This is a genomic window from Agilicoccus flavus, from assembly GCF_014857905.1.
GTDB classification, from domain to species: Bacteria; Actinomycetota; Actinomycetes; order Actinomycetales; family Dermatophilaceae; genus Agilicoccus; species Agilicoccus flavus.
In genome coordinates, this window is the sequence record NZ_JACYXE010000013.1 from 34,099 (window position 1) to 46,485 (window position 12,387).

The 12,387-nt window shown below is 71.7% G+C and carries 9 protein-coding genes and 3 pseudogenes; 2 read left to right on the forward strand and 10 right to left on the reverse strand.

From position 1 onward, the window contains the following. Nucleotides 1-27: 27 nt before the first annotated feature. Both ICW24_RS16800 and ICW24_RS19965 read right to left on the reverse strand, forming a co-directional pair. On the reverse strand, nucleotides 28-255 hold the full coding sequence (locus ICW24_RS16800) for a hypothetical protein (protein ID WP_226346918.1): 228 nt from the start codon (nucleotides 253-255) through the stop codon (nucleotides 28-30). Nucleotides 256-485: 230 nt separating this feature from the next. Continuing rightward, a pseudogene (locus ICW24_RS19965) lies at nucleotides 486-764 on the reverse strand (Fic family protein); the annotation flags it as partial. On the opposite strand from ICW24_RS19965, the gene ICW24_RS16810 reads away from it, so the two are divergent. Continuing rightward, nucleotides 705-1,139: a hypothetical protein gene (locus tag ICW24_RS16810; RefSeq protein ID WP_226346919.1), complete on the forward strand. Its 435-nt coding sequence runs from the start codon at nucleotides 705-707 to the stop codon at nucleotides 1,137-1,139. The pseudogene ICW24_RS19965 and the gene ICW24_RS16810 sit on opposite strands and share 60 nt — an antisense overlap. Nucleotides 1,140-1,404: 265 nt before the next feature. On the opposite strand, the gene ICW24_RS16815 is transcribed toward ICW24_RS16810, so the two are convergent. The 7 genes and pseudogenes from ICW24_RS16815 to ICW24_RS16840 form a co-directional block, all read right to left on the reverse strand. Next, nucleotides 1,405-2,634 carry a Wadjet anti-phage system protein JetD domain-containing protein gene (locus ICW24_RS16815; RefSeq protein ID WP_226346884.1) on the reverse strand — a complete coding sequence of 410 codons (1,230 nt, stop codon included), beginning with the start codon at nucleotides 2,632-2,634 and terminating at the stop codon, nucleotides 1,405-1,407. Further along, a complete protein-coding gene (locus ICW24_RS16820) occupies nucleotides 2,631-5,978 on the reverse strand; it encodes an ATP-binding protein (protein WP_226346885.1) in 3,348 nt (1,115 codons plus the stop codon). Before ICW24_RS16820 ends, ICW24_RS16815 begins: the two co-directional genes overlap by 4 nt. Then, nucleotides 5,975-6,658 carry a DUF4194 domain-containing protein gene (locus ICW24_RS16825; protein ID WP_226346886.1) on the reverse strand — a complete coding sequence of 228 codons (684 nt, stop codon included), beginning with the start codon at nucleotides 6,656-6,658 and terminating at the stop codon, nucleotides 5,975-5,977. Before ICW24_RS16825 ends, ICW24_RS16820 begins: the two co-directional genes overlap by 4 nt. Continuing rightward, complete coding sequence (locus ICW24_RS16830; protein WP_226346887.1) at nucleotides 6,655-8,112, reverse strand: DUF3375 domain-containing protein; 1,458 nt, start codon at nucleotides 8,110-8,112, stop codon at nucleotides 6,655-6,657. The genes ICW24_RS16825 and ICW24_RS16830 overlap by 4 nt, the downstream gene beginning before the upstream one ends. Before the next feature lie 663 nt (nucleotides 8,113-8,775). After that, a pseudogene (locus ICW24_RS16835) lies at nucleotides 8,776-9,809 on the reverse strand (transposase). Between the two features lie 191 nt (nucleotides 9,810-10,000). After that, complete coding sequence (locus ICW24_RS19430; RefSeq protein WP_264176735.1) at nucleotides 10,001-10,132, reverse strand: hypothetical protein; 132 nt, start codon at nucleotides 10,130-10,132, stop codon at nucleotides 10,001-10,003. 102 nt (nucleotides 10,133-10,234) lie between these two features. Next, nucleotides 10,235-10,486, reverse strand: coding sequence for a Fic family protein (locus ICW24_RS16840; protein ID WP_226346888.1), 252 nt, complete (start codon nucleotides 10,484-10,486; stop codon nucleotides 10,235-10,237). 300 nt (nucleotides 10,487-10,786) lie between these two features. Between ICW24_RS16840 and ICW24_RS16845 the strand changes: the two genes are divergently transcribed. Beyond that, a complete protein-coding gene (locus ICW24_RS16845) occupies nucleotides 10,787-11,602 on the forward strand; it encodes a transposase family protein (RefSeq protein WP_226346889.1) in 816 nt (271 codons plus the stop codon). A 77-nt stretch (nucleotides 11,603-11,679) separates the two neighbouring features. On the opposite strand, the pseudogene ICW24_RS19970 reads toward ICW24_RS16845, so the two are convergent. Then, a pseudogene (locus tag ICW24_RS19970) lies at nucleotides 11,680-12,087 on the reverse strand (Fic family protein); the annotation flags it as partial. Between the last annotated feature and the right edge of the window lie 300 nt (nucleotides 12,088-12,387).

Genomic DNA, 12,387 nt, shown 5'->3' on the forward strand with positions numbered 1-12,387 from the left:
CTCGCAAGATGTCGGGGGAGCGCCAGATCATGCCGCGGCTCTTGAAGTCTTGTCGCCCGACGAAATAATGCCCGCCTTGACGAGGACGTCGATATGCCGATGCACGTTGGTGCTCGCGGTGACGTCCTCCGCGAGACGTGCGTCGACGACGGGGTGGGCGAACAGGCCGTCGGCCAGGCGGCGAGCCGCGGAGTCGGAGCGCAGGCCGGCCAGCCGCTGCGTGAACTCCTCCCGGATCTCGCGCAGGTCCGCCACGAGGAGCTGCCCGAGGTCGACGGCGACGCGGGACGCCGACGCGAACGACTCGACGATCGGCTCGATGTCCCGTCGCGATAGGCGTCCAGCGCCGCGTAGTACTCACCCTGCGCGGCGAGGAGTCCGCTGGAGACCGGGACGGTCACCAGCCTGGTCAGCCCCTTGTTCCTCAGGAGCGCCTGCACGAGCGCCCGACCCGTGCGGCCGTTGCCGTCGGGGAAGGGATGGATCGTCTCGAACTGCGCGTGGCCGATCGCCGCCTGCACGAGGACGGGTAGGTCGTCGCGCGTCAGGAAGTCGCACAGATCGTCGATCGCTGCCGGAACGCGGGTGTGGTGCGGCGCGACGAAATCGGCCGAATGCGGCGTCGACCCGCGGCCGCCGATCCACACCGCCTCGCTGCGCCATCGACCGGCGATCCGGGGTGAGCTCCCACGGAGCAGGGCGTCGTGCATCTGCAGGATCGCCGCGGCGTCGATCCGATCGGACAACGCGATCGCGGCGCGCATTGCGGTCGTGTTCCCCACGATCACCGCCGCGTTCCCTCGCCCCGCGACGACCTCGGCTTCCGTAATGGCGCGCGCGGATGCGCTGAGGTTCTCGATCTGCGACGACGACGCGGCCTCACTGCGCAGCAACACGGACGAGAACGGTGCGAGCTCGCCACCCATCCCGGCATCGAAACGCGCGAGGGCGATGGTCGCCTCGTCCGCATCCGCGGCCAGACGCGAGCCGAGGTCGATGGTGACGCTTGCGATCCGCGCGGGGACGGTCGCTCGGCAGGGGCGGCCGAGGAAGCTCCGCTCCGCGCGCGTCATCCCGGGGACGGGATCCTCGTCCCAGTCCCGGTCCTCGTGAGAGACCGCGAACGGGCTCGAAAGTGAGTCCATACCCACCAATCTAATGCTCACTTAGACATGAAAGTGGGACGCCGATTTCGGACAAGCCCGTCCGGCGCGTGCCGTGCAACTTGATGAGAACGTTTGGCCGAGGGATCGCCTCATCACGTTCGGTACCTCGCGTCAACGTGATGAGATCATTTGGGTGACGTCACGACTCATCAAGTTGGAGGTGCATGTACCGCGAGGTCGCCCGAGCCGGGCCGGCGTGTACGCCAGGCTCGAGTCCCAGCTCCACACGTACAAGAGGTCACGTCAGCATCGGGGCCCGGGGCAAGCAACAGGTTCCGTGAGCACACGCCGCATCGGTCAACGCCGTCAGCGCCAGGTCCCACGGGATGCGTTCCTGCTCGAGCCGCACGTCGCCCTCGCGGCGCAGGGCGTGCAGGGCCCGGATCTCCGGCTCGGTCAGCGTGTCGATGTCGCCGCGCACGGGGGTCGGCTCGGGCACCCAGAGGTCGCGGTGGGCCAGCAGGGTCGGCTCATCCATGAGCACCGAGGTGACGTCGGGGTGGCTGCGCCGCAGGTGGCGCAGGATCGCGAAGCCGTTGGAATCGAGGTCACCCCAGTAGAGGACGGGCGCGGCGTGAACCCACGGCAGAGCACCGACGGTCGCGACGGCATACCCCGACCCGTGGATCGCCACCACACCCGGCCACGGCGGCAGGGCGAGCAGGGACTCGAGGTTCTCCAGCACGATGACGACCTCGGGCGCGATCGGCAGCCCCGCGAACTGCGCCGTGGTCGAGGCGAGGTCGCGCAGGCCACCGACGGCGAGGGCGTCGTCGAGGACGCGCAGGCGGATGAGCCGATCTGCGTCGACCAGGCCGAGGTCGGGCGAGCCGGTGGCGGCCGCGACGAGGTCGGTGACGAGCCGGCGGTGGGCGCCGAGCCACTTCGAGTCGACCCCTCGGACCGGCACCTGGCGCGGCCGCAACCCGGCCACCGGGTTCGCGACGATCCACGCCGTCACGTCGGTGACCTGTGCGAACCGCTCCTCCTCGTAGGCCGTGAGGTCGCGCGCGTGACGGCGAACCACCGCACTCAGCGCGTCGGGCGAGCCAAGCCGGTCAGCCAGCCGCAAGGCCCGGTCGCGCAGTCGGCTCCACTGCGCGGCGCTCGTCCCGCCGGCGAATCGTGCGACCGCGTCGGCGTCGCGCAGTCGGAGTCGGACCGGCACCCGCTGACGCCCGATGCTGCGCCACGATCGTGTCTGCCAATCGACCTCGATGCCGTCGTCGGGTGACGTTGAGCCGAGCGCCGCCCAGTCGCGCGCCCACGCCTCCGCGACGCCCTCGTCGGCGAGCATCTGCCGTTCCGTCGGAGGCTTGAGGGAGATCGACATCGCCGCCCCCGCCGATCCACCCGCGTCGTCGGCGGGCCCGACCGCCGCCCCGGTCAGCACTTCGGCCGCCCACGCCGCCGACCTGGCCTCCAGGCGCCGGCGCGCGAGGGCGCGAGCCGCCGCGACGTCGATCACGTCCCCGCCTCCTCCCACGCGATGTTCGCGATCTGCGAGCGCCGCCGGGTCGGGTTCTCGATCGACGTCGCGGCCCCCACGTACGGCTCGATGGTCTGCAGCAGCTTCTGCGGCGTGGCGAGCACGAGGTGGAAGCCGAACTCGCGGAACACGTCGAGCGCCATGCGGGTGTAGCGGGTGTCCGCCTTGTCGAAGGCCTCGTCGAGCACGATCGTCCCGTAGCGCGGCTGCGGCTCGTCGGGGTCGGCGAGCTGGTAGCGCAGCGCCGCGGCCAGGCAGAAGACGACGAGCTTCTGCTGCTGACCGCCCGACATCGCGGCGCCTGAGTCGTAGGTGGCGTGGGCGCGGCCGTGCTCGTCGATCTCCTCGGCGAGGAAAGTCACGTGCAGGCGGGTGTCGAGGCACTGGGTGCGCCAGACCCGGTCGACGTGCTCGCTCGAGGCGAACCGGCGCATGAGCTCGGCCAACGTCACGAACCGGCGCTCCGCCGCGTCGAGGTCGTCCTCGCCCCAGCCGCCCTCGGCGATCGAGCGCAGATCACCGATGAACCGCGTGACCGTCTCGCTGCGTCGCGTCTTGACCCGCAGCCGCAGCCACCGCTCGTCGTCGAACGGCGATCTCCGCAGGGAGGCGTTGACCGGCCCGACGCGGTCCTCGATCTCGCGCGGTGCGGCGAGGATGTCGCTGACGAGTTCGCCGATCATGTCGCGCGAGCGCTCGCGCAGCAGCCGCAGGAACGTCGCCTCGTGCTCGGGCAGCCCGTGCGCGACGATCCCGTCGAGGATCTCGAGGTAGGCGTGCCGGTCGTCGACGCCGGGCACGAGGTCGGCCGACGAGGCCGGCCAGCGCTCCTTGAACCGCGTGGCCAGCGTCGACACCGCACCGGAGGACTCGCGGGCCGTCTCGAGAGCGGTGTCGCGCTCGCGCTGCAGGCGGCGCATGACGTCGTGGGCGACGTCGGCGATGCTCGTCCGGGTGATGCGGCGCTGGACGGCCCGGAACCGCTGATCGAGGCTGGTTCGCGTGGCGTCGTCGAGCTCCGGCACCGCCCCCGACGCGATCTCGGCGTCGAGCGACTCCGCCTCGGCGGTGAGCTCGTCGCACCGCGACTGCGCCTGGCGCAGGGCGAGACGGGCGTCCTCGCGCAGCCGGGCCGCCGCGTCGCGCGCACCTCGGGCCTGTTCGGCCTCGCGCACCGCGGTGCCGAGGTCGCCGTCGTGGGCGGCGAGCTGCGCGAGCGTGTGCGCCAAGCGCTCGACCTCGGCCTGCGCGGCGTCGCGGTCGAGGTCGGTCCACGACTGCCCGCGGATCGACTCGAGCGTGGCGCGCCGGTAGTCGGCCTCGCTGCGCAGCCGCGTGGCACGCTCGACGACCTGGCCGGCGGCCTCGAGTTCTCCGGTGGCGTCCCGCAGCTGCGCGATGAGCGCCTCGAGCTTGCCCTCCCGGTCGCCGAGCACCCAGTGGGCGCGGTCGTCGATGCGCTGCCGGTCGTCCTTCTCGTAGCGCAGCCGCGCCTTGATCTGGCCCTGGATCGTCACGGCCCGCGCGTGTGCGTCGAGGTCGTCGGGGTGCTCGACGCACGCCACGTCGAAGCGCTCCGAGAGCTGCCCCGACACCCAGGAGGCGAACGGCCCGTCGGCGACCCGCACGCGGTGGACGAGCGAGATCTCACTTCCGGCCGGGCGCGGCGCGGGCGCATCGGCCCGCACCTCTTCGTAGACGAGCCGCACCGGGATGCGGTGTGCGTCGACCCAGCGCCGCACCGCAGGCAGGTGCTCGCTGCGCACGAGCAGGGTGAGGGCGAACGGCCGCAGCACCCGCTCGATCGCGCCCGCCCAGTCGGCGAACTCCGGCCGCACGTCGATGAGCTCGGCCGCGAACGGCAACCCGGTGGCGGGCAGCCTGGTCGCCTCGGCGATCGCGGCGCGCAGCGAGACGAGCCGGTCGGGCACCGTCGACCCGCTCCGGCGCAACGAGGTGATCTCGCCCTCGATCCGCTCCGCCTCGCGGCGAGCCTGGGCCTGCCGATCGAGCTGCTCGTGGGTCGGTCCGGCCGCCCCGGCCTCCGGAGAGGCGTCGATCTGCGCGAGGAGCTCGGCGAACTGGGCCGACGTCGTCGGCGCGTGCGCGATCCCGGCACGGGTGAGGTTGCGGCGCAGCTCCTCCCACCGTCGACCCGCCGCCTCGTGGGCGTCGCGGGCCGACCGGATCCGGTGCTGCAGGTGTTCGGCCTCCGCTCCGCCGAGGTCGCGGGCCCGCCGCTGCGCCCGGTCGAGGTCCTCCTCCGCGCGCGCCGCGGTCTGCTCGGCCCGCTCGGCGTCGAGGCCGCGGCCGGCGATGTCCTCGACGACCCCGCGGATCTCGGCCCGGGTGAGCTCGAGGCCGCGCCGCGTGCGGTACGGGCCGAGGGCATCGGCCAGCGCGCCGGCCGCCGCGGCGACCCCGGTGGCGCGGTCGAACACGTCGGCGGCCGCCCGCAGTTCGAGCAACAGGTCGCGTTGCTTGCGCAGTTGGACGACGTGGTCGTGGGCGTCGCGCAGCTCACCGAACTGGGTGACCGCCGACTCCGCGAGCGCGAACGTGCTGGGGCGCTCGAGCATGTAATCGCGGAACAGCTGGTCGAGGCTGTCGAGGCTCTTCGCCGACTGCGTCTTGTGCAGCAGCTGCAGCGCGCCCTCGTGCGGGATGCCGAAGAGCGAGCGCAGCCGCGCGTAGAAGCGGGCGTGCGCGCCGCCGGAGGTGACGACGGCGTCGGGCCAGGCGGCCTTGACCTTGCGGGTCTCGAGCCCGGTGCGGGCGTACGGCTCGAGGTCGCGCAGGTCGATCGCGCTCCGGTCGAGGAGGTAGAGGTCGCTGACGTCGGCCGATGTCGTGCCCGTGCCCTTGACGAAGAAGAGCCGGCACAGCGACACGGGCCGGTCGACGCCGTTCTCGTAGCGCAGCACGATCCCGCTCCACGTCGCGCCGGTGCGCAGATAGGCCGAGACGACCCGGTCCTCGAGCTCGTCGGTGGTCCGCGACCAGGCGCCGCGCACGTAGCTGACAACGCTGCGCTGGTCGACCCGGGCCCCGGCGCCCTGGGCGGCCTCGTTGAAGCGCAGCCACCGGTCGGGGGTGAGCACCGCGGCGATCGCGTCGAGCAGCGACGACTTGCCCGACCCCGACGGGCCGGTGACGAGATGCCCGGCCCGCGCGACCGGCATCCGGTAGATCGCGCCGTCGAACGTGCCCCAGTTGGCGACCTGAATCTCCGCGAGGCGCCACTGACCGTCGCGTGTGGGTGTCTCGACGGAATCCTCGGTCGGGCCCGGCGCGCCTGCGAGGTCGAACAGGGTGTCGGTCACCGCACCTCCCCATCGTCGGCCGGTTCGTCGCTGCCGGGCTGCTCGTCGCCATCCTCGCTCGTACCACCGACAAGACCCGTGTACACCCTCGTCAACGCCCCGACCTGCTCCTCGTCGACGAGGAACTTGACGACCGGAGAGATCTCGACGCGGTCGTCGCCGACGTCGTGCAGGACCCGGAAGCGGTTCTTCATCCGGGTCCACGCGCCGTTGAGATTGCGCAGGTAGGTGCTCTCGTCGCCGTCGCGGTAGACCGAGAGCCGCTCGTAGACTTCCTCCTGCCCGACGATGACCCGCGGCTCCCCGGCGGCCGAGAGCAGGAGCTGGCGCAGCACGAGGAGCATCGCCGTGTCGACGAAGGTGAGCCGCTCACTGCGCAGGGCCTGGGGGACGTCGAGCTCGGCCGTGCGGACCTTGCGGGTGAAGGCGAACTCGTCGACCCGGTCGACGACGAGGTCGAGGAAGAGGTCGTGCAGCCGCGACCGGATCGCCTGCTCGTCGGCGACGAGCGCGGCCCACAACTGCGGATTCGCCCGACCGGAGACGTACGGACCCTGGAGCAGGCGCAGCAGCGCCCGGCGGGACACGTCGTGCAGGGTGCCGGTGTCGCCGGGCCAGAGAGCCGCCCCGGCCGCCCCCTCCTGCTCGTCGGTCGTCTCCCGGTCGTCGGGGTCGTTCACGCGTCGACCTCCTGGGTGAACACGTGGGTCGCGACCCGGGCCCGGCGCTCGCCGCCGTCGACACCCTGCCAGCCCAGCTCCTCGCTCTCCTCGCCGCGCACCTGGCCGTGGCGGGTCGCGAGCGACAACAGCCCGACGACGCTCGCGACGCCCTGCGTCGCCGGGTGGGTGCCGAGCACGTCGCCGACGGTCGCGGCGGGGGTGCTCGCCATCACCGCGTTGACGTTGCGGACGAGCTCGGGGTAGTCGATCTCGGTCTCGCGGGCGAGGGCGGCCAGGGCGGCGAGGTCGACGGTGCCGGGCGGCTCGTCGAGCAGCGCGGAGCCGGTGTCGAACTCGGTCGGGTCGTGCGGGGTCGTCTCGCCGACGCTCGTCAGCCGCATCGCCGACAGCTCGAGGTCGAGGCCGACCTCGCGGTAGGGGCGGGTCTGCCGGCTCGCGGGGATCGCGGCGGCGAGCGCCTCCTGGAGGGCCCGGCGCATCGCGCGGTCGCGCTGGAACTCCTGGGAGTGCACGTAGCGGCGCAGCCCGCGGGCGAACTCGGTGAGCACGCCGTGCACCTCGCGGCTGCCGTTCTTCAGCTCGCGGACGAGCGTGCGCAGCGTGCGGCGCGCCTCCGGCGGCAGGGCTCGGGCGAACTCCCGGTCGAGGATGTCGGTGACGTCGACGTCGAACGTCGCCGAGCGCTCCGGGTCGCGGATGAGCGCCGAGAACGCCGAGAACGTCCGTCCCTCGTCGGAGGACTCGATGAGGTCGACGCCGCGGAAGACGTCGTCGAGGACGGCGCTCTGGGCGGCGTCGGCGTTGACGATGCTCGCGCGCAGGTCGTGGTTGAGCTCCTCGAAGCGGGCGCGGACCCGGGCGAAGTCGGCGGGCAGGTCGCGGGCCTGGAGGAGCACGTCGGTGACCCGCTCGAGGGCGCGGCGCCCGTCGAGCACGTCGACGTCGCCCCCGCTCAGGCGGGCGATCTCGGCGTCGATCCGATCCCGCTCCGCGCGCAGGGCCTCGACGCGGCGGGTGACGTCGGTGTCGGTGTCGATGGCGAGCTGGTGGACCGCCGCCATGAGCCCGACGAGCCGCGACTCCGTCACCGTCGAGCGGGGTTCGTCGAGCTCGTGCAGGATCCGCAGGCCGTCGATCGCCTCCGGCGAGAGCTCGTACGTCTCCCCGCGCGACTCCGGCGCCGGCCGCCGGACGAGCAACCCGGCCGAGCGCCAGTCGTCGCAGTACGCCTTCGCCGACTTGGAGCCCAGCTCGAAGTGGTCGCGCAGCTCCTCGAGGTCGGCGTCGACGAGCTCGTGCAGGTCGTCGGCGGGCAGCCGGGCGCCCGGCGACCCGAGGTGGGTCGAGAGCAGCGCTGCCGCCGCGGCGACGTGATCGGCCCGCAGCAGCCGCAGCGTCCCGCTGTCGCGCACGAGGCGACGGTAGGTGAGCGCGAGAGCGAGGGCGGACATGCCTCCCATGGTGCCGGACGGTCGCGCCACCGCAGATCCTGGTGCCGGACGCGGCCTCACGCCCGTCGTGACCGAGGACGGCGACGACATCGCCGACCTTGTCATCGTCAACTCCGGGCCCCGCGCGTACCGGCGACCCGATGGCATCGCCGTCGGCCCTCTGGCATTGCTGGGGCATAGGGTCGCGGACACCGCGACCCGTGCTGACGTCGCGCCGAGACGGCTATCGCCGAAAACTCTCTCGACTCTTGTCGGATCCGGGATCGCCCGGGCAGCCGCGCGATCGGCCGTCACCGCAGCGGCATGAAGGTCCCGCCCGCCGACCAACCCCCGCCGCCCCCTCGCCTCCACCTCGAGCCCAGGCATACCCCCTCGCGCACGCCGCTTGCCCGATCGGGAAGGTCTCGCCCGGGCGTCGTTTCCCCGCTCGCCCGCCGACGACGTCGCGCCTTCGTGGGGACCACCCTGGCCGCCGGCTCCATGACACGGTGGACACCGAGGATCCGCCCGCCTGCGGCGACCTGTCGGTGTGGATGCGGCGGCGGCGCAGATGAGTTCACCGGTCAGCCCGTGGTGGCTGTCGGCGCTCAACTACGCCGACCTGTCTCTCATGCTGGGCGTGTCGATGTGCCTCGTACTCGATGGCAACTATCCGAATCTGGCTCATCGCAAACGAGGGTGTAGTTGGGGTCTGAAGCCTCCGGTTTCGAGGAGTGATCGGGCGATGTAGTTGGTGAGGTTGCGGAACCCGAGGGCGGAGCCGCGGAGGTGCTCGAGGCGGCCGTTCATTGCTTCCGTCGGACCGTTGCTGGTGCCGGGTCGGTCGAAGTAGGCGAGCACGTCGTCGGCCCGCTTCTTCAGGGTCCGGCCCAGCGTGCGGAGCTCGGTGAGAGCGGCCGGGACGCCGTCGCTGACCGACTGGATCAGCGCCGTCATGAGCTGCCGGCCCTTGGCGCGGTCGGGCTCTCGGTAGGCGCCGATCATGCGTTGGTAGATGCCCCAGGTGGCCTCGACCTGGGCGTGGTCCTCGACTCCGAACAGCGCCGTCAGGCGCTGGTGTTGGCGCTCGGTGAGGAGGTCGTGGCCGGTGTGCAGGGTCCGGCGGGCGCGGTAAAGAGGGTCGTCCTTGCGGCCGCGGTGCCCGTGCAGGTCCTGCTGGACGCGGCGCCGGCAGCGGTCCAAGGCGTCGCCGGCGAGGCGACGCCGATGACCTTGACGCCGTCGAAGCGGTCGGGGTCCTTGATCAGGACGCGCTGGCCTTCGGCGAGGACGGCGTCGTTGGCAGTGGTCCAGGACACCGCCAAGGCCTCGGCGAGGCGGGCGACGGTGAGGTGCTGGCAGACGAGCCCGACCAGTGCCCATCGCAGCGCGGTCCGGGACAGCTTCGCGCGCGGCTCGGCGGCGCGGCTGGTGTCCTGCCGCCAGACGCGTCCGCAGCCGGTGCACTTGTAGCGGCGAATCGTGATGAGCAGCGTCGTCGGGCGCCAGCCCAGCGGCTCGTGCGCAAGCCGGCGGGACACGGTGTCCCGCGCCCGGCCCTCGCAACCGCACTCCCGGCACCACCTGTCGGGCTCGACAACCCGGCAGGCGAGCACCGCCCGGTCCGGCTGAAGGTGCTGGCCGAGGACGACAAGGCCGAGCTCGTCGAGGCGGCAGAACGTCGTCAGGTCAGGGGCCGCAAAGGTAGCGTCAAGCACGTCGAGGTCTTTCTGGATGGTGAGCGTGAGAACTTCCATCCTCGGGAGGCCTCGACCTCTATCCCGGCACCGACGCGCCGACCGCTCCCTCGCCCACCGCCCCGCCGACTACACCCTCAACTGGGAAGAGCCCGATACCCACCCCTCGACGCCCGCGCGTGACCGTGGCGGGTGCTGCCCCGGAGCGGTCGTCAGGGCCGCTTGTAGAGCGCCTTGAGTGCCACGACGTCGGCGTCGTTGACCGGCCCCGACCGGGCGTCCTTGTGCAGGGCGTTCGCGGCGAAATACGTCATGTTGATCGCCGCCGGGTCGTTGTGCAGCACGAGGCGGTACGTCGTGCCGGCGCGCAGACGGGCGTGGGCGAAGGTCGAGCCGTTGACGACGTTGTCGGCGCCGGTGTGCGGCGTGCGTGGACGAGCCGCGCGTCACCCTCGTCCGAGCCGATCGGCCAGGTCCGTCGCGGGCGACCAGACGAATCGGCGGGCGACTCTGCTGCGCAACAGGAGACCGGACTGCTCCAATCCGATGAGGTCCTGCCGCGCGGTCTCGACGACGACGCCGTGGCTGCGACGGTGGGACTCGACCGTGTATTGCGCGGCCGGAGTTCTGACCGCATGTTCGATGAGGTCGAGCTGCCGGTGATTGAAGTTTCCGGCTCTCCGTGCGGTCTCCCGCACGGAACGGAGCTCGGACGCCTTGTTCGCGAGGTAGCTGCGCAGTTGGTCGACGGCCCGAAGGATGACCCCGCTCTGATGAAGGAAAGAAGTGCGTGAGATCCCCCTCGTCCTGCTCGGTGAGGACGAAGGCCATCGCGTAGCGGGCCGGCGCCCCCTTCAGTGAGGATTTCTCACCAGGCTTGGCGTTCGACGGTGCGGCAGGGCTGTGACCTGCGGGGACGGCGTGTCGGATAGGCGCAGGCGGGGCCCGGTGACCAGGCTCGGTTTCACCTCTGTCCCCTCGCCCGAACCGAGCCCCGCGTGCTGTCCTATCGTGCCACCCTGCCCGTTTCCCTCGTCGTCGTGCGCCGCGTGTCGGCGTGGCTCCAGCATCACCGCACGGTCCACGACGCGCGCCCCTGGCAGCGGGCCGCGACGTGCTGGACGCAAGCCGTGTTGTTCCTGCGCTGGCAGATCGACGCCACCCCTGTTCACCGCCTCGCCGCCGACCACGGCCTGTCCCAAGCGACGGCGTACCGGTACCTGCACGAGGCCATCGACGTCGTCGCCGACCGCGCCCCCACCTTGGAAGACGTCCTTGCCGACCAGCTCGACACCGCCGCGCCGTTCGTCTGCCTGGACGGCACCCTCATCCGCACCGACCGGTGCTTTGCCCGCTCGACCAGCGGGAACGGCGCTGTGAAGGGGTACGACATCTGGTACTCGGGCAAGCACCACGCGCACGGCGGGAACGTCCAGGTCCTCACCGACCACACCGGATTCCCGATCTGGACCAGCCCGGTCGAGCCAGGGTCCACCCACGACATCACCACTGCCCGCACCCACGCCTTCCCCCTGCTGTATCCCGCCGCCGCGAAAGGCCTGCCCACGCTGGCGGACAAGGGCTACCACGGCGCCGGCATCGGCATCCACACCCCCATCAAGGGCCACAACCTCGACCGCGGTAACCGCACCACCAACCGGCTGCAACGCGCGCTACGCGTCCCCGCCGAACGCGCCAACGCCATCCTGAAGAAGTACCGGGCCCTACGCCACATCACCCTCGACCCAGCCCGCATCGGCGCGATCGTCGCCGCCGCCCTCGTCATTGCCACCATGACTCGAGGCCGCTGGTGAGAAAACCTCAGTACGGCCGAGATGGAGAGGAACTCCGTCAGCCAGAAGCCCTGATTGAGCATCGACCAGTAGAAGGCCGCGCGCGCCGTGCGGCCGTTGCCGTCCTCGAAGTAGTGGTCGTGGCCGAGCATGAAGTGCACCGCGACGGCGCGTAGCACCGGTGGCACATAGCCCGTAGCGTCGTCCGCGTTGGCGAAGGCGCACAGCCGTTCGAGACGCTCGGGGAGCTCGGCCACCGGGGGTGGCCGATGAAGGAGATCCCCGGAGTCCGCCCAGACCTGAACGCGGTCGGCGTCGACGGCCTGCAGGCGGCCGGCCGACTCGGGCCGATCGAGGGTGCCCTGGGTGACGATGCGATGAAGTTCGGCCACCAGCTCGGGGGTGAGCCGCTCCTCGCGCAGGTCCGCGATGTGCGTCATGGCGCGGTAGTTGTTGAGAATCATGCGCTCGCTACGGTCTCGAGGGGGGCGCCCCGACCGAATCATGTCCTTGGCCACCTGGCGCGTCGTCACGGCGCCTTCGAGTTGAGACGAACGAATCGACTCCTCGATCAGCGAACTGACCACGTAGCGATCCCGGGTGCCCGGGTTCGTGACCTGTTCGCTGATCGAGATGCTCCCGCTCGCCTCGGCGGTGATCCGCTCGAGGTCGCGCAGGAGGGGGTCGGGCAGGTTGAAGCTCAGCGGCCGCCCGCTCAGATCGAGCAGACCAGGAGTCTCCCGTGCAGCCGCACGACGGGCGGAACGGACCACCCACCACCACTCGTCGTGGCTGATCCCCGCCGG

Excerpts from the sequence above, each read along its gene's own strand:
- ICW24_RS16830 (WP_226346887.1), bottom strand. The coding sequence starts at position 8,112 with ATGTCCGCCCTCGCTCTCGCGCTCACCTACCGTCGCCTCGTGCGCGAC.